Consider the following 18330-nt stretch of genomic DNA (forward strand, 5'->3'; position numbering starts at 1 on the left):
TGGGTGTAAAATGAAGGTATTAAATTCATTTTTTTCATTAGTTAGGTCTACTTGAGAATAGCAGACCTATTTTTTTTTGACAACAATCGGTCAACCCCGCACGCAGTAAGGGGTTGACCGATTGTTGTCTCCCCCCCAGGGAAATAGCCCAACAAATAGCGGTAATTTTATATGAAATACACCTTAATCGAGTAATTCATAAAGATATTAAAGCAGCGAATATATTAATCAACACAAACACTAAAGAAGTAAAAATAATTGATTTTGGCATTGCTTCATTATTACCAAAAGAAACTCAAGAAATCAAAAATCCCAATAGTTTGGAAGGAACATTAGCCTATTTAGCACCAGAACAAACTGGACGCATGAATCGCGGCATTGATTATCGCGCTGATTTCTATGCTTTGGGTGTAACTCTATTTGAATTATTAACCGGAAAATTACCTTTTGATTCCCAAGATCCAATGGAATTGTTGCATTGTCATCTTGCTCAACAACCGCCAAATATTCACAGTATTAACCCTCAAGTCCCAGCGGTAGTAGCAGCAATTGTAACTAAATTGATGGCGAAGAATGCAGAAGATCGCTATCAGAGCGCTTTGGGATTGAAGTATGACTTGGAAATTTGTTTAAATCAGTTAAAATTAACAGGTAAAATCGTCAATTTTCCCATCGCACAAAGGGATACATCAGACCGATTTATCATTCCTGAAAAACTTTATGGAAGAGAAAAAGAAGTAAATACACTTTTGGAAGCGTTTGTGCGCGTAGCGAGTCCGAAAGACGATCGCGTTGCGAATGGCACAGCCGAAATGATGTTAGTAGCGGGATTTTCAGGCATTGGCAAAACCGCCCTTGTCCATGAAGTCCACAAACCAATTACTAGCCAAAAAGGGTATTTCATCAAAGGCAAATTTGACCAATTTAATCGCAACATACCCTTCTCTGCATTTGTGCAAGCTTTACGGTATTTAATGGGGCAATTATTGTCAGAATCGGACGCGCAATTGGCTGCTTGGCGAACTAAGCTTTTAGAAGCGGTGGGAGAGAATGGCCAGGTTTTGATTGAGGTAATTCCCGAACTAGAAATAATTATTGGTAAACAATCGCCAGCGCAAGAATTATCGGGAACAGCGGCACAGAATAGGTTTAATTTGCTATTTCAAAAATTTATTCAAGTTTTTACAGCAAAAGAACATCCGTTAGTAATGTTTTTGGATGACTTACAGTGGGCAGATTTGGCTTCCTTACAGTTGATAAAATTGCTAATGGAGGATAAGAGTTATTTACTTTTGTTGGGAGCCTATCGAGACAATGAAGTTTCACCTGTTCACCCATTTATATTGACAGTCGAGGAACTCAAAAAAGCAGGTAAAACCGTCAACAAAATTACCCTCACCCCCCTAGCTTTTGAAGATACGAATCAGTTGGTTGCCGATAGTTTGCTTTGCTCAACTGAGCCTTCGCGCCCCCTGAGTGAATTAATCGATCGCAAAACCAAAGGCAATCCCTTTTTCACTACGCAGTTTCTCAAGGCGTTATACGAAGATGGGCAAATTAAGTTTAATCGGGAGCAAGGCTATTGGGAATGCGATATCGCCCAAATCAATGCGCTATCGCTTACCGATGATGTGGTCGAATTTATGGCACAGCAGTTACAGAAATTGCCGAACGAAACCCAACAAATACTTAAGTTAGCTGCTTGTATTGGCAACCAGTTTGATTTAAATACACTATCAATTGTGTCAGAAAAATCAGTAGCAGATGCAGCGATGGCTTTGTGGAAAGCCTTGCAGGAAGGAATGATTTTGCCGCAAAGTGAAGTGTATAAATTTTATGTAAGTCATGATGAGACAGATGCAAAGGTTGGCCATATTGAAAATGTTGCTTATCGTTTTTTGCACGATCGAGTTCAACAAGCCGCCTATTCTCTAATTGAACCAGCACAAAAGCAAACCACCCATCTTGAAATCGGTACTTTGCTTTTAGCAAATTTATCATTTACACAAAGAGAAGAACGCATTTTTGAAATAGTCAATCATTTAAATATTAGCAGTACATTAATTACCGAAACAACTCGCAAAGAAGAACTAGCAAAGCTGAATCTGTTGGCAGGGACTAAAGCGAAAGCTTCCACAGCATACTCTGGCGCTTTGACATACATTAAGGCAGGGATGGAACTTTTACCTCCTAATTGCTGGGAACGCTATTACGAACTTACCTTTGCGTTATTTAAAGAACGAGCCGAAGTTGAGTATTTGAAAGGGAACTTTGAACAAGCAGAAATTTGGCTTCAACAAACAGTTGAAAATGCCAAAACACCATTGGAAAAAGCCGAAGTTTACAATATTTCCATCGTACAATATACCCTGCAAGCCAAGTACCCAGAAGCAATACAGGCTGGTCGCCAAGCGCTGGCTTTAATTGATATAGATTTACCCGAAAAAAATCTCGATCGAGTCCGAGATGCAGAACTCGCGCTGGCTGAAGAAACATTAAAAAATCGCTCATTTTCTGAGTTAGTTGATTTGCCAATTATGGCAGAACCAGAGAAAAAGATGGCAATTAAGCTATTAATTAGTATGGGGCCTCCCACCTATCGTTCTCACCAAAGATTGTGGTCTGTAATTTGTGCTAAAGCCATCAATTTATGCTTGCAATATGGAAATACACCGGAAATTGGATATATTTACCCGGCTTTTGGTGGTTTACGAGGATATGCTTTCGATAATTATCAAGGGACAGACGAGTTACTGGATGTCACTCTCAAGTTAATGCAAGGGTTTAACAATAAATCAGCCGAGAGTGTTGGTTACCTAATGATTGGTAGTTCTTTGAGACATTGGTCACATCCGTTAAAAGTGGCTAGTGAAGATTATCTTTGCTCTTATCAAGTGGGTTTAGAGTCTAGTAATTTGCAATATGCAGCTTATGCGTTTGGGCATAATATGTATTGCCGCTTCTATCAAAGTGTTCGGCTGCAAGAACTTTGCGATGAAATAGCAACATCATTAGCCTTCAGTCAGAAATATAAAAATCAGTGGGCGATCGATCTTTTTATAGGCGGTCAGAGGATCGTTTCTGAATTGATGGGGACAAGTGTTGAGTGGAATGAATCGGAATATCTGGAACAGTGCCGCCAGCATAAAAACTGGCAAGTAATTTGTATTTACAATATTCTCAAAAGTCAGGTTCTTTTCTTTTATGGGCGGCTGGAGGAAGCATTCCACTACGGTGAACAAGCCGAACGAGAAATTATCAATGTTGCACCTCAAGGATTGCTGCCATACGCTCATCATTGCTTTATTTATGCCTTGCTGCTTTTGGCACGATATCCAGAGATATCTGAAAAGCAAAGATTAGAGTATTGGCATAAAATTTCTAATTTTCAGAAAAAATTGGAAATTTGGTCGCAAAATAGCCCAACTAATTTTCTGCATCTCTGTGATTTAGTTAAGGCTGAAATGGCTCGAATTTCTGGTAATTTTTTAGAGGCGATAACCAATTACGATCGCGCCATATCTGGAGCCAAAGCTAACGAATACATCCAAGAAGAAGCCCTCGCCAACGAGCTCGCTGCTAAATTCTACCTGGCTTGGAGTAAAGAGAAAGTCGCCGCAGGCTATATGCAAGAAGCCTACTACTGTTATGCCAGGTGGGGAGCAAAAGCCAAAACTGATGACTTGGAAAAACGCTATCCCGAACTACTTCAACCCATCCTTCAGCAACAGAAACACCACCTAAATCCGCTAGCAACCTTAGCAAAAGTCAGCGGTATTTCACTACATACGGTAACTAGCTCATATAATAGTGGCAGCACGAGTATTTCTGATGCTTTGGATTTTACCTCGGTTCTCAAAGCTGCTCAAGCTATCTCCAGCAGTATTAAACTTGATGAATTACTCAAACAACTAACTCAAATTATCTTGCAAAACTCTGGTGCAGATCGATGTATCTTGCTGTTTCCTACTGAAAATCAATGGCAAGTGAGAGCTATTACCACACCCGACACTACAGAATTACGCTCGGAATCGATAGATAATTATCCTCATCTACCTATTGCCCTAATTCAGTATGTCAAAAACACGCGAAAAATGGTTGTTATTGATGAATTGAAAACAGATTTCCCATTAATTGATAATTATCTGTTGCAACATCAGCCAAAAAGCGCTTTGTGTTTGCCTGTCCTCAACCAAGGAGATTTGGTAGGAATTTTGTACTTGCAGAATCAAGCAACGACAGGAGTATTTACGAGCGATCGCATCCTCGTCCTTAACTTTCTCTGTACTCAAGCTGCAATTTCTTTACAAAATGCTCAACTCTATCAACAAGCCCAACAAGCTTTGACTGACCTCAAACAAGCTCAATTACAAATCGTACAAAGTGAAAAAATGTCAGCTTTGGGCAATTTAGTAGCTGGGGTAGCGCACGAAATTAACAACCCAGTTGGGTTTATTTCTGGTAATTTAACAGAAGCTAAAACCTGTTTAGAGGATTTAATCGAACACTTCAATTTGTATCGCGAGAACTTTGCTCCTACTCCAGAAATAAAAGACCATGCAGAACAGATAGATTTAGAGTATGTTTTGTCAGATTTACCGAAAATGCTTAGTTCTATGCAGCTAGGCTGCGATCGCATTAAAAATATTAGTACCAGTCTCCGCACTTTCTCTCGCGCTGACAAAGACTATCAAGTATATTTTAATATTCACGAAGGGATTGATAGTACAATTATGATTCTCAAACATCGGCTGAAAGGAAATGATAAAAGACCCCAAATTCAAATTATAAAAGAATATGATGAAATTCCAATAATTGAAGGTTTTCCTGGGCAATTAAACCAGGTATTTATGAATATTTTGGCAAATGCTATCGATATGTTTGATGACATGGGAGAAAACTATTCGTTTGAATATTTCACAAACAATCCCCAACGAATTAGAATTAAAACGGAAGTACTAAAAAAGTCAAACCAAGTTGTTATTAATATTAAAGATAATGGTTTGGGAATGGAAGAACACGTTAAACAGCGAATATTTGAACATTTATTTACTACTAAAGCAGTGGGTAAAGGCACTGGTTTGGGATTGACGATCGCCCGTCAAATTGTTGAAGAAAAACATGGGGGCTCTATCCACTGTTCTTCTAGGCCCGGAGAGGGTACTGAATTTATAATTCAGCTTCCAATTACAAAGTAAGTTGGCTATTGCGATTAACAAGCACAGCAAAGCTAATACTTAAGCCACCTTTTGTCGGATATCACTTCCGATATTTTGATGAGGAAGCTTATCAAAAATTGAACTAAGCTTCCTCATCGTAGGGGTAACTATATTGAGGATGAAGAGCATTAAATTAAGGTGCGATCGCGTGAAACTCAACTGGTTTTCACTACAGCCTGTAGTACTTGTGCGGTATCGTTCAATTGATCGAAAGCCTGATTGGTCTTTTGGAGAGATGCCACGATTTGTTGAGAAGATTCGCTTAAATCAGAGATAGCGAGACTGATTTGAGTAGCACCTTCATATTGTCCCTCCATTCTTTGGCTAACTGTCTCGAATTGGGGTGTGAGACTTTGCATTTGTTCGATCGCTATGGCAATTTGTCCGCCAACGCGACTTACTTGTTCCACATAGTTTCTCACTTGTTGGCTGAACTTATTCATTTCCATCACCCCACTACCAACAGAGTTTTGAATATCTTTGACCATCTCTTCAATTTCTTGGGAAGCAATAGTAGCGCTATTAGCCAACTGACGCACTTCTCTAGCAACTACTGCAAAACCTGCCCCGTATTCTCCCGCTTTCTCCGCTTCAATGGCGGCGTTGAGCGATAATAAATTGGTGCGATCGGCTACTTTGCTGATGCTATTAACTACTCTATTGATATTAGTGACTTTTTCATTTATCGATCCGAGTTTGGCAGAGATAAACTTAGTCGCAGTAGCCAACTGAGTCATTGTTGTCGCCATTTCCATTAAGCTGGCTTGACTGTTAGTGGCGGCTAAAGCAGTGGCTTGGGCTTTTTGGGTAATTGTTTCCACCGTTTTGACTAATTGTCCAGAAGTAGCGGCAATTTGCGCTGCGGTTGCTTTTACTTCGTCAGTCGAAGCTGCTTGCTGTGCGACACTCGCTTCTAACTGCTTACCTGCTGAGGCGATTTGACTGGAGGTAATCGTAATTTTTTGGCCAACTCCATCAGCCTGAAAAATGATGCCGTTGAGTTTTTCAAAGGAGTCTTTTAATTGTGTTGCCATTTGGTTAAAGGATTTTGCCAGTTGTCCCACTTCATCAGTGCGATCGATATCAACCCTTTTATCCCATTCTCCTTTAGCAAGATTTTTCGCTGCTGAATTTAGTTGCACAAGCGGTTGCGTTACCCAAAGGCTAGTTAGATAACTAATAATAATTGCCACTACCAAAGCAGCAATACTTAGCATAATTGTGGTACGTGTATTGGCATTAATTTCTGCCATGAAATCGGATTCGGGAATCACCACCACAATCAGCCAATTTAAACCCAATCGATCTTGCCAGGGAATTACTTGCACGAATTGTCTTTCTCGATTGAATTGAAAGTCAATTCGCTCACTCTTAGCAATTTTACTTAAGTTACCAAATTTATCGATTAAATTTTGGGCTGTGGCGCGAATCAGAGGGTCTTTAATGTCAAGTACTTTGAGGCGTTTGGCTTCATCTCCCTCTATCCGAAAAGGTTTTTCATCACTGGAAGTACTCACGACCAAACCGTCACGTTCCAATATGAAAACTTTGCCAGTTGGACTGACTTTTAAATTTTTTAAGAAGGTATTAAGTTGAGAAAGGATCAAGTCAACTCCGATCGCGCCTAGCAGTTTGCGAGTTCGATCGTAAACTGGATAACTAGAGGAAATTGACATAATTTCCGGTCGATCGTCCCAGTTGTAGATCGCACTCCACACTGGTTTACCAGCTTTCACCGGCGCGTCGTACCAATCTTCTTTACGGAAATCATAGTCTTCTGCTCCGATGACACGAATCGGTTTTCCTTGATTATCCAGCGCATATCGTTTATACCGACCATTGTCAGAAAGTCGCATCAATTCCATATACAAACTACCATCATTGTCTCGACCGATACCGATAAATTCACCTTTGACGCTGCCAAAGTTGACGTAACCCACATCTTTAAATATTTGCATTTGCTTGTAAAAATAACGACCCAACAGTTCGAGGTCTTCTAAATTTAAGTTTCCTAACTCATAAGCAGCTAGGTTCATTTGGTTTATTTCATGGGGAGTAGCTAAAAGAGTATCCAAGTGTTGAGAAATCCGGGAAGTAGCTTGACTCTGTAACTGAGAGGCAAGATTTGCGATCGCAATTTGTCCGTTTTTATAAGAAAGGTAGCCGACTATTCCCACAATGCCAACAATCTGTAACGCAAAGGGAACAATCAAGACAGTCCGCAGCGAAATTTTGCGGAATATATTTTGAAAAAATGGCCTTTTAGTTATTGGCATAATTTGTAAAGTTATCTGTGGGTTAATAAACCGGGTTTCTTTTGCTCAAAGAGCGTGCTTGTTTGGATTGTGCAAAGAAACCCGGTTTCTGATTTCCTCACTTCTTTTTCTAAAGATCGTGCTTGCTTGGATCGTGCAAAGAAACCCGGCTTTTGATTTCCTCACTTAAAAGCTTTGCTTGCCACACTCTAGGCCATACTGACAGACATCAACTCATCTGCCATATCGAAATTCGCCGTTACATTTTGTACATCATCCAAATCTTCCAAGGCATCCATTAACTTCATTAGCGATCGCGCCTGCATCGGGTCTGTTACTTCCAGCGTATTCCCCGGTATCCAACGCACTTCTGACTCGCTGACGTTAAAACCTTTTTCCTTTAATGTTTTGCTGAGGTTTTCCAAGTTGGCGACATCGGTAAAAACTTCCGCACCTTCCCCTTCTTCCTCATCCTCAGTCAGTTCGTAGGACTCGGCTCCACCTTCCAAGGACGCCTCCAACAAGGCATCTTCATCAACAGCACCGCGTAAAATGCAAACTCCTTTTTGCTGAAACATCCAGCTAACGCAGCCAGTTTCGCCCAAATTGCCGCCGTATTTGCTCAAAGCTTCGCGTAAGTCGGCGGCGGTACGGTTGCGATTATTTGTCAGCGCTTCGATAATAATCGCCACACCGCCTGGGCCGTAACCTTCGTAGCGAATCGCTTCCCAACTGTCACCAGCGCCGAGTTTGCCAGCACCTTTGGCGATCGCTCTTTCAATATTTTCGTTGGGAATTCCAGCGGCTTTTGCTTTTTCGATCGCCGTCCGCAGTTGAAAATTTCCTTCCGGGTCTGGTATTCCCGTGCGTGCAGCCACGATCATCTGCCGCGATAATTTGGCGAAGATTTTCCCTTTGACGGCATCCACTCTCGCTTTTTGCCGCTTGATGTTCGCCCACTTACTGTGTCCAGCCATAGACGCGATTTCAAACAAATACAATTAAGTTCATCTATCCAATCTCTAGGATAGGCCGATCTTGCCCTCAAATGCTGCTTTTGTGCGATCCTCGCTCTCGGCACTATTAGCTTATTTTGCCTTTTTTGTCAAGCCTTCTCAATATCAAAAACTATGACTGTGAATTTGGGTTACGATCGCTTCGATACATTTGCCGCTAAATACGATTTCATGGCTACTTTACTGAGCAAGCAAGACTTTTTTTTGACTAACTTATCAGAACGTAAAGGTGCTGCTCTGGATATTGGCTGCGGTTCGGGTATTTTAGCTTTTGAATTGGCGAAATATTACGAGACAGTAGTGGGAATCGATATTAGTGAGGAAATGGTCGCGATCGCACGCTCCAAAAGAGCATCTGACAACATAGAATATATATGTATGGATGCCAATTGTTTAGCGTGGGATAAAAAATTCGATCTCATCGTCAGTTCTGCCACATTTCATCATCTACAAGACCTTACCTCAACTTTGCAAGCAATCAAAAATTTATTAAATCCTGCTGGCAAAATAGTTTTGCGAGATAACGTTTCTGAAGTCGAAACACCAGCTACAATTGTGTACATAGTTGGTGCAATGCAAGATTTTATTCCGGATTGCTTAAAATATGGCTTGGGCAACGCTACGAGATTATTTGAATTGAGAACATCTAAACCTTGGTTGGGTCATTTAGCGAGCGATCGCTATTTATCCGCACAGCAATTTCAAGAAATTTACAGTCGTGTTTTTCCCAATTGCTCGTTGACAAAATTGGGTTGTTTCATGGGCGTTATTTGGTCAAATATATAAAGTTTAAATCAGCATTCATTTCTGAATTACGATTTCCCGTTTCTCCCCCTGTCGGTGGCATGACAATTAATTCTCCTTTGGCATTGCGTTCAAACTTAACATCGGGATTTGACCGACAAAGCTGGTAAAATTGGTCATCGCTTAGTTTGATAACGGAGTTAAAATTGATAGTAACGGCAATCATAAAGGTTTTTCGCGATCGCATTCGTTTGCATAAAAAAATGAGATTCTAGATTTTCCACCAATCTAAAATCTAGAATCATTCGGATTAGCCTACAATCTGCCAGCACAAATAGCCGCACCGATAAGCCCAACCTGCTGGTTAAGCACTATATGCACGGGCATCTTTTCCAGTAAAGTTCGCATCCTTCCTTTATTAGTAAAAGCGTGGATAAAACTACCTTCCAGCATGAGAGGTAAATTTTTGGCAGCGATACCACCAGCAATATAAACACCGCCATAAGGTAGAAGTTTGAGAGCGAGATTACCAGCTTCTGCACCGTAAGCTTCTACAAACATTTGCATCGTTTGTTCGGAAAGGCGATCGCTCTTTGCCAAAGCAGCTTTGCTAATAGCAGCCGCTGGATCGACCGTCTTTTCACTCCGTCCGGTTTGTTGTTTCCAAATCCTCACAATTTCCTGAATTTCTGGTGATTCCTGGCAATAGTTTCTGTCTCTTAAAAATTGGTAAATCGCCACAATTCCTTGACCGGAAACCACCCTTTCCACAGAAATTCGATCGATATCGTGTTTATCCCGCAGGTATTTTAACAAATCGAATTCTAACTCTGAGCGGGGAGCAAAGTCAGCGTGCCCGCCTTCCGAACCGAAAACCTCATAGCTGTTTCCCTGCGGAACTAAAAAACCTTGTCCCAAACCGGTGCCAGCCCCAATTACCGCGATAGGGGCGTTTGGTTGGGGTTGACGATTTTGCAAAGTGTGCAAATCTGACTCAGTTAGTCCCAAAACGCCATAACCAACCGCAGCAAAGTCGTTAATTAGAACGATCGATCCAATTCCCAGTTCTTTTTCCAGACGTTTGGCGTCGAGTGCCCAAGTCAGATTGGTCAATTTTGCCGTATTGTTGACAATTGGGCCGGCGATCGCAAAACAAGCCTTTTGCGGTAAGGGCGTATAGCCCAAATGTTCTGCTGCCGCACCCAAAAATTTCTCCACTATTGGCACCAAATCTGGATAGTGGGGACTATCGTAAGTCGCCTCATCCAAGCTGTACATCGATCCCTCTGCTGGCAACTCCACCAATCGCAGAAGAGTTTTGGTGCCGCCGATATCGCCTGCCAATAACAATGTCATAGCTGTAGTGAAACCGCATTACTTTATTTAGTTTCTGTCAATGGGGAAGTATCCCCGACCCTGGTTAATGAATCGATCGTACAAGCGTTCTGCTGTTGTTGGTATCCTCGTCAGAAGTAATCTCACAACTTTAGTGGAATCGAATTACTTTCTCCGTTTGGGTCAAATGGGAAGTATCGCCATTTAATTCCATCACCCATTCTTGCTCGTAACGGACAACTTTGACCAAACAGCAAAGGGCGGCGTTGATTTCCGGTTTGGTTGTGACGCCCAGCAACCCCATTGTTGCACCCAAAACCGATGCCCCGTGTCCCACTAACAGGATATCTTCTGGAAACTCATCTGCAAGGCGTCTGGCAGTTTGGCCCGATCGTTCTAGGGCTGTTTCTCCCATTTCCGGATATTCGGCGATGACGCGAGAGGTGTAGGTGAGGTCAACTCTGGGATATTGCGCGTGCAATGCTTCCAGGGGGAGTTTTTCTGGGTGCGATCGCATCCACGCTGGATTTAACCATTCACTCAATCCTGATTCAACTTTAATCGGCAAATCTAGCGCTTCCGCAACTTGGTTAGCTGTTTGTACTGTTCGCAGAAACGGTGAGGCGAAAATATGGGCGATGTTTTCACCCTTCAAGCGTTGTCCCAGCTGCATCGCTTGGATAAAGCCATTATCCCCTTCATCGCCATCATATAGCGGCGGATCGTAGGGGCGTTCTGCGGTTAAAAACCATTCGGGGTTTACGAAGTCGAGGCGGTTCCCGTGTCGGGCGATCCAAACAGTTTGAGGCATAATCGGATTTTGGATTTTGGATTTTGGATTTTGGATAGCGAGGTAACTAACCAGAAGTTTTGCTATCCTCATCTAGCGTATCCAATAACTGACGCGGTGTTAAAATTGCTATTCCATTTACTTCTCGATATGGAATTCCTTTTTTATCCAATAATTCGCGTAATTCGGGCGTTTGCTGTTTTGGCGCTGGTGGGTTTTTTCTGATTTCATCTGTTATTGATTGGACGATCGCTTCTATTAATTCTAAGCGCTCTACCACCGATAACTTATCTGCTTCTTTGTGGATATCTTGCCAAGACATAGACATGGTTATGACTCCTTGTCAATTATTCAATACTAACTTCCAAACATAAGTTTGGTGTTTATTTACTCGGCCAAATCTTCACTAATTTCATCCAGCATCTCCAAAAACTCGCTTGGTGACAAAATCGGTAACGCAGCACCCTCAAAATCTCGACGATCGCGGGTGATAATCGCGGAAATTTTTAACCGATTGGCACAAGCAAGTTGTACAGCATCTTCAAAATCTCTCAAATTAGATGATAAGGCTTCCTCCAAGACGCGGCGGTTAACCGGGCAGATTCGCATAAGTGCAAGAATGTCAGCAATATACTGCTTGGCAATCTCAATACCTTTGATCTTTCTGGCAATGTAGAAGATATTGGTTAAAGTTGTTGCCGTTACATAGCCTTCCACATCTCTAGAGATTATTTTTTGTACTATAGCGTTAGCATCATTGAAAAATGGCTCTCGCTCTAGCATAAAATCAAGAATGATATTGGTGTCCAGCAATATCCGCATTACAGATACTTTTCCTCCAAGGATTCTTCTAACATAACCTGAATTTGGGCATCATTTAGGGGTGGTGTATCTGTTTTGAGACTGCCGCGCAATCGTTCCAATACTCCTGCTGGCACTGGTAAGCGTGGTTCGAGTTCATCTGCAAGTGATTGAACGATCGCTTCCACTAAAGCTAAGCGATCGATCGCCGATAATTTGTACGCTTGGTTCTTCAATTCTTGTAATTTCATAATGGTTTTAATTCACAATAGCTAACTAGATAGTAACATTAACTTTGGTCTTGATGTCAGGGATTTTTAAATTCTCTTAATCCATTCTGCTAAAGCTAGTTCAACTAAGAAATCAACATTTATTTTTACTAAATGAGGATATACATCTTCTTCTGTTCCTAAGTATAAACGTATGTATTGTTCAACCGTCCAATACTGATTAGCAGAATGAGAGCGCGACTCCTTTGGTTTGTAGGCAACATAGGAATATTCATCAAGATGACTAAGAAATGAATTTCTGGGAAAGGATCTACTTGAAATTATCATTCTTCCCAGTCTTTTGCAGCTATTATATTTATTTAGATTCGGCGAAATGGGTAACCACAAAATTAGGTATGGTCTGATTCGATTCCCATATGTATCTTTTTTACTAGAAATTTCGGCACATAATTTACTCTTTCCCTTCCCATAGCTAAAAGTCCCAGAATTTACTTGCTCTTGTATTCGTTTATCAAAACTCATTATTTTTATCCGCATTTGCAATAACAGTTGACTATCAGCATCAGGAAATTTAGATAAAAGGTTAAGGAGCGCTCTGGGCGGACTGGGTATATTATCAGTACTTTCTCTTTCTCGATGGGGAATCTCTACTTGTGAAAGTTTCCCATTATCTACATCTTTTAATTGTAAATGAAATTTTTCCCCATCTAGCAAAATGTCAAACTGTAAAAATTGTATATCCAGATGACAATACTTCCTATCTCTAAAGTTATCTTTATGAAAATTTGGCGCGATCGCAATTAACCCAATAGGCAGATCGTAGTCTATTTGCTCGCTGAAAGGTTTCTCCTCGCGCAAAACATCATAATAGCGAGTTAGCTGGTTAACAACATACCTATCTTCCGCATTTTTCAACTCCAGTACGACTAACTGCCTATTCTCACCCAGAGCTAGAATATCGCATCTTTGCTCGTTGATAATATATTGACGCTTCAGAGGAGTTAAGCCGAATAGGGGCGTTAAATTAGTCCAGACGAAATCTTCCAAAACATCCTCATTCTCAAATTCCCAGCCTGTACCGTTTTTCCTTAAATTAACGTAAGTTTCCATATTGCCCCTGTTTCAGAACTTTGCTAATTTTAGTATTCCCACATCAAAACTTAGTTTAACTTCATAGTACATCTCATAGAAAGCCAGTCAAACGATCCAAAAAACCGGGTTTCTTGAGGCGATCGGAACGAAAGTTTGTTGCTGTCATACAGAGAAACGCAGTTTCTGACCGCCTCAGAACAATACTTGAACGATACTCTCGCCCCAGACTTTAGAGGTATCCGTCGTAGATAGACAGGACTTACGCACGAAGAAGCCAGAAACCGGGTTTCTTCGTCGATATCTAGTTGAGAAACCCACGATTTTGCATAGAAACCCGGTTTCTTTGCGTAAGTCCTAATAGAGATACCTCTGTGCCGGTTTTCGCCAAGGCATTACACTTTTTATAATTTAATTAGCCCAGTTACTAGCAGCACTTTATCCATCGAGGAGTAATATATGCAAATCACCGACAGCGATCGCGTTACCATCCGCTGTGTTGTCGAAAGCCAACTGCAAGCGTTTCAAAACGACGACGCCGTTACAGCCTTCTCGTTTGCAAGTCCCGCAATTCAGTCAACATTCCAAGATCCCGAAAAATTTATGGAGATGGTAAGGAATCATTACCAACCAGTGTATCGTCCGCGATCGGTCGTATTTGACGATCTTGCCCTAGTCAACGGAGACTTAGCTCAAGCAGTGTTACTACTCGATCGCAACGGTGTGCCGATCAGGGCACTTTACCTGATGGAAAACCAGCCCGACGGCGGTTGGAAAATTAACGGATGCTATCTCATTCCCGTAGAAGTGAATGCCACTTAAACCCTCACACTGGCGGAAACACACGCAACATTTGATTGCCGCCTTTTTGAAATTCATAAGGCACCTGCCTGATTTCCAGCTTGTATCCCCGCATTTCCAACTTATCGATCGCAGGCTGGAGTAAAGGCGATACTTCTCCCGAAATATTCAAAATAGGAAAAATCCGCACCTCTCTAGCAACTCGACTCATTTCCAAAATCGAAGCAAGATGAAATTCCTCTGAAAGTCGATCGGAGTAAGTAAACAGAAAATGAGAACATAACGCTAAATCAAACTGATTCTTATTGAATGGCAGCACAGGCAAACCTTCTGTTAAATAGCGCCCTTCTTGAAGCCCCAGCGGAAAGTCTGCCAAAAACTGTTGCATTGCTGCCATTCGCACTTGCCCCAGTTGTTCTGGTGAAAGGATTTCCTGCCAAACATACGAGTCCGCATTTGCCTCGACACCTTTAATAAGAGTTGGGTAAGTATTCTGAATTCGCTGGGCAATTTCATCAGCACTAAACTGATAAATCGGATCGCATGAAACAACTTTGTATCCTTTACGGGTCATCTCAACGTTAAAACTAGCTGGGCCACCGCCGCAATCCAGAATTGCTTGCGGTAGTCGATCGAGCTTCAGGTCAAACATCCTGACATATTCCTGCATCGATCGCCCCCACGGAATCACTCGATCTAGCTTTAATCCCACTTGTTTTTCTGCCTTCCACTTCACAAGTACCACTCATTCTAGAACGATCGAGCGGGGGAGTGAACTGCATTCAGGCGCTTTGTGTCACTGATGAAAAAATGTATACTTTTATAAAGTTTATATGTAGATATTTATATTTTTTGTTTCCACTGTAACCACACTCATCTAAAAATAACGCAGCATCACATTTAAAAAGTAGGGTGGATATTTTCCACCCTACGGAATAGATAGAGGAAATCCAATCGTCAATTCAACTTTCAATCGAGAAAAAACTTATTCGGATTCTGGAGCGGCTTCCATAATTTCTACAGGAACGCAATGAAACTGCTTAAAGTTGGCGACAAAACTCCTCGCCAGTGCTTTCGCTTGTCGCTCGTAAGCTGCGCGATCGCACCAAGTCTTCACCGGGTCTAAAATATCGCTATCAACCCCAGGCACAGTTTCCGGAACTAAAATTTTGAAAATCGGATGGTGATGAAATCTGACTTGATTTAAATGACCGTTGAGAGCAGCCGACACCATAGCGCGAGTTTGTTTAATTTCAATGCGACTGCCAATACCGTATGGGCCACCACTCCAACCCGTATTCACCAAGTAAACATCAACATCGTGTTCGATTAGTCGATCGTACAACATCTGGGCATAAACAGTCGCCGGTAGTGGCAAAAACGGCTTACCAAAACAGGATGAAAAAGTAGTTTCCGGTTGCGTAACACCTCGTTCCGTACCTGCCAGCTTGCTCGTGTAACCGGACATGAAGTGATACATCGCCTGTCTATTGGTTAATTTCGCAATAGGTGGCAAAACTCCAAAAGCATCAGCTGTTAAGAACAGTACAGTTTTAGGATGACCGCCAACGCCAGGAATAACGCAATCGGGGATAAATTCAACTGGATAGGCGACTCTGGTATTTTCCGTTAAGCTATCATCGTTGTAATTTGGCAGTCTGTTTTCTCGATCCAAAATTACGTTTTCCAGCAAAGCGCCAAAGTGAATAGCTTCCCATATTTGCGGTTCGTTTTTCTTGGAAAGCCGAATTGTTTTCGCGTAACATCCTCCCTCAAAATTAAAGATGCCATGCTCTGACCATCCGTGTTCGTCATCTCCAATTAACCGACGTGTCGGATCGGCAGATAAAGTAGTTTTGCCAGTGCCAGAAAGTCCAAAAAATAAAGCTGTGTTGCCTTGTTCGTCCATGTTGGCAGCGCAGTGCATCGGCAAAACATTCCGTTTCGTCATTAAGTAATTCATGAACGAGAAAACGGATTTTTTAATTTCGCCAGCATAGTGAGAACCGCCAATTAAGACAATTCTTTTTACTAAATTGAGAACGATAAATGCTTCGCTGTTGATGCCATCAATATCCGGGTCTCCCTGTAAACCCGGAACCGCAATGACGGTAATGTCTGGGCGATAATATTTCAGTTCCTCTGCTGTTGGTCTCAGGAACATTTGATGGGCAAATAAATTTTGCCAAGCTAGTTCGTTAATGACTCTCACACCAAGTTGGTATTGGCTATCTGCGCCCACGTAACCCTCAAATACATACAAGTCTCTGCCTTGGATATAAGTAAGCATTCGCTTATAGAGCAGATCGAATTTCTCCACAGATAGAGGAACGTTAACTCCATTCCAATCTACCTCGTCATGGACGCTCGGTTCGTCAACTATGAATTTATCTTTAGGCGATCGACCCGTGTATTTACCAGTCTTAACAAAAAGAGCCCCGTTTTCTCCTAAAACTCCTTCTCGTCGTGCTAAAGTATGTTCTACTAGCTCAGGTACTGATAGGTTATTATACACTCTGCCTGGGTTTTTTATACCTAAAGCTTCCAGTCCGAATGCCTTCCCATTCATCTGGTAATTGCCGATTTGGGAAAAGTTATAAGCCAACCGATTTAAGCTTTTAAGGTTCAGAGAATCCAACTCGTAAGTTTTGCCATTCTTCATATTAAGCACCTACTCTTCGGAAATAGGGTTAAACCTAGTTCGTTTTGGCCAGGTATTTATACTTTCTGTTTAACTTTTACCAAAAAGCTGAACCCCTAACGAGCTAATTAATAATTGTTCGTATTATTTAATACAGTTTATGGTTCGTCAATTAAAATTTAGTTACATGAAAGATGCACAGTCATGCGTTTTTTGCTGATAATAGATGCAAATTTAGCATCATGTTTGGCAGTCCAAACTTGGGGCTCTTTCGGAGCTGTTATGCTTCTATTAATTAAACAACTTTTTTATTTCTTTTGTCCTCTGTTCCTCTGCTCCTCTTCGATCGATCTCAAATAGCATAGTAAGCACAGAAGAGCGAACTCCTATTGCGATCGTAAAAATCAAACTACAAGATACTCGCGCACCCTACTCCTCTGGCGACGCAGATTAGCTAAAGCTTGCATCTCAATCTGACGAACCCGTTCGCGACTGAGCCCAAGCAGTTCTCCGATTTGCTGCAAACTGTGGGCTTGGTTGTTTTCTAAACCAAAGCGCAGTATGACCACTTCCCGTTGCCGAGGAGACAGCTCTGCTAACAATTGGCGAACATCATTACACAATGCTTCGCCCATCATATACTCCTCTGGCGACGGACTCTCATCTTCCAGCATCTCAACTAATTCTGTGTCCTGATTTTCTCCGACTCGTAGATCTAAAGAAAAAGGCCGTCGAGCTATCAGCAATAATTTCCTAACTTCCGAGGTCTCTACCTCCAGCGCTTGTGCAATCTCCGATGGGGTTCCATTACGACCCAGATCGTGAAAAAGTTGCCTTTGAATCTTCTTAATTTTGGTGAGCCTTTCATAAATGTGACTGGGGAGCCGAATGGTACGACCTTGTTGGCAAATCGCTTTTGTCATTCCTTGACGAATCCACCAGTAAACATAAGTAGATAACTTATAGCCTTGCTTGGGGTCAAATTTTTCTATCCCTCGCTCCAGACCCAACGTTCCTTCCTGAATCAAGTCCAAAAACTCAACGCCCCGCCTCTGGTATTTCTTGGCCACAGAGACCACCAGACGTAAGTTAGCCTCTATCATCTTGTGCTTTGCTTGTTGGCCCTTGGTCAAAACAGACATCATTTCGGCCCCATCGAGATGAGCTTGCTCCGCCCACTCTTGAGTACTTGGCTCGCTACCTAACCTCTGAGTCAGCGCTTCTTTTTGCTCGTATAGAGCCATCATCTGCTGGACTTGTTTGGCATAAATGATTTCTTGCTCTTTGGTTAACAAGGGGATTCGACCAATTTCGAGTAGGTAGGTTCCGATCGTATCCCTGGTAAAGTTGGTTTGAGCGCGGTGTACTGAAGTTGCAGAAATAGACATATATTTATTGCCCAATGTGTT

The 18330-nt window shown here is 41.8% G+C and carries 14 protein-coding genes and 1 pseudogene; 3 read left to right on the top strand and 12 right to left on the bottom strand.

The annotated features are described in order from the left end of the window. The first annotated feature begins 113 nt into the window (after window positions 1-113). The gene (locus ACE1CD_RS11115) at window positions 114-5198 is read left to right on the top strand and encodes an AAA family ATPase (RefSeq protein WP_374823949.1); all 5085 of its coding nucleotides are present in this window, start codon (window positions 114-116) and stop codon (window positions 5196-5198) included. A 176-nt stretch (window positions 5199-5374) separates the two neighbouring features. Here ACE1CD_RS11115 and ACE1CD_RS11120 read toward each other — a convergent pair whose 3' ends face one another. Together ACE1CD_RS11120 and ACE1CD_RS11125 are read right to left on the bottom strand one after the other, a co-directional pair. After that, the gene (locus ACE1CD_RS11120; RefSeq protein WP_374823952.1) at window positions 5375-7495 is read right to left on the bottom strand and encodes a methyl-accepting chemotaxis protein; all 2121 of its coding nucleotides are present in this window, start codon (window positions 7493-7495) and stop codon (window positions 5375-5377) included. Window positions 7496-7683: 188 nt separating this feature from the next. Further along, window positions 7684-8451 carry a YebC/PmpR family DNA-binding transcriptional regulator gene (locus ACE1CD_RS11125; RefSeq protein ID WP_374795025.1) on the bottom strand — a complete coding sequence of 256 codons (768 nt, stop codon included), beginning with the start codon at window positions 8449-8451 and terminating at the stop codon, window positions 7684-7686. A gap of 153 nt (window positions 8452-8604) precedes the next feature. On the opposite strand from ACE1CD_RS11125, the gene ACE1CD_RS11130 reads away from it, so the two are divergent. After that, window positions 8605-9276 (top strand): class I SAM-dependent methyltransferase, encoded by a 672-nt coding sequence (locus tag ACE1CD_RS11130; protein WP_374795024.1) that lies wholly within the window; start codon window positions 8605-8607, stop codon window positions 9274-9276. A gap of 7 nt (window positions 9277-9283) precedes the next feature. On the opposite strand, the pseudogene ACE1CD_RS11135 reads toward ACE1CD_RS11130, so the two are convergent. The 7 genes and pseudogenes from ACE1CD_RS11135 to ACE1CD_RS11165 all read right to left on the bottom strand — a co-directional run. Continuing rightward, window positions 9284-9460, bottom strand: a pseudogene (locus tag ACE1CD_RS11135) (Uma2 family endonuclease); the annotation flags it as partial. 89 nt (window positions 9461-9549) lie between these two features. Then, on the bottom strand, window positions 9550-10590 hold the full coding sequence (locus ACE1CD_RS11140) for a glucokinase (protein WP_374823955.1): 1041 nt from the start codon (window positions 10588-10590) through the stop codon (window positions 9550-9552). 130 nt (window positions 10591-10720) lie between these two features. Further along, window positions 10721-11380 (bottom strand): histidine phosphatase family protein, encoded by a 660-nt coding sequence (locus ACE1CD_RS11145; RefSeq protein WP_374823958.1) that lies wholly within the window; start codon window positions 11378-11380, stop codon window positions 10721-10723. A gap of 46 nt (window positions 11381-11426) precedes the next feature. Next, a complete protein-coding gene (locus ACE1CD_RS11150) occupies window positions 11427-11687 on the bottom strand; it encodes a hypothetical protein (RefSeq protein ID WP_374823960.1) in 261 nt (86 codons plus the stop codon). 59 nt (window positions 11688-11746) lie between these two features. After that, window positions 11747-12181 carry a type II toxin-antitoxin system VapC family toxin gene (locus ACE1CD_RS11155; protein WP_374795020.1) on the bottom strand — a complete coding sequence of 145 codons (435 nt, stop codon included), beginning with the start codon at window positions 12179-12181 and terminating at the stop codon, window positions 11747-11749. Further along, on the bottom strand, window positions 12181-12411 hold the full coding sequence (locus ACE1CD_RS11160) for a hypothetical protein (RefSeq protein WP_374795019.1): 231 nt from the start codon (window positions 12409-12411) through the stop codon (window positions 12181-12183). The genes ACE1CD_RS11155 and ACE1CD_RS11160 overlap by 1 nt, the downstream gene beginning before the upstream one ends. A gap of 66 nt (window positions 12412-12477) precedes the next feature. Further along, complete coding sequence (locus ACE1CD_RS11165) at window positions 12478-13500, bottom strand: endonuclease NucS domain-containing protein (RefSeq protein WP_374795017.1); 1023 nt, start codon at window positions 13498-13500, stop codon at window positions 12478-12480. A gap of 438 nt (window positions 13501-13938) precedes the next feature. Between ACE1CD_RS11165 and ACE1CD_RS11170 the strand changes: the two genes are divergently transcribed. Next, on the top strand, window positions 13939-14301 hold the full coding sequence (locus tag ACE1CD_RS11170; RefSeq protein WP_374823963.1) for a DUF4864 domain-containing protein: 363 nt from the start codon (window positions 13939-13941) through the stop codon (window positions 14299-14301). A gap of 4 nt (window positions 14302-14305) precedes the next feature. On the opposite strand, the gene ACE1CD_RS11175 is transcribed toward ACE1CD_RS11170, so the two are convergent. The 3 genes from ACE1CD_RS11175 to ACE1CD_RS11185 form a co-directional block, all read right to left on the bottom strand. Next, entirely contained in the window at window positions 14306-14992 is a 687-nt protein-coding gene (locus ACE1CD_RS11175; RefSeq protein ID WP_374824048.1) for an SAM-dependent methyltransferase, read from the bottom strand. Between the two features lie 273 nt (window positions 14993-15265). Then, on the bottom strand, window positions 15266-16942 hold the full coding sequence (pckA, locus tag ACE1CD_RS11180; RefSeq protein WP_374795015.1) for a phosphoenolpyruvate carboxykinase (ATP): 1677 nt from the start codon (window positions 16940-16942) through the stop codon (window positions 15266-15268). Window positions 16943-17325: 383 nt separating this feature from the next. After that, window positions 17326-18309 carry an RNA polymerase sigma factor, RpoD/SigA family gene (locus ACE1CD_RS11185; RefSeq protein WP_374795014.1) on the bottom strand — a complete coding sequence of 328 codons (984 nt, stop codon included), beginning with the start codon at window positions 18307-18309 and terminating at the stop codon, window positions 17326-17328. Between the last annotated feature and the right edge of the window lie 21 nt (window positions 18310-18330).

This window comes from Aerosakkonema sp. BLCC-F183 (assembly GCF_041929145.1).
Classification (GTDB): Bacteria; Cyanobacteriota; Cyanobacteriia; order Cyanobacteriales; family Aerosakkonemataceae; genus Aerosakkonema.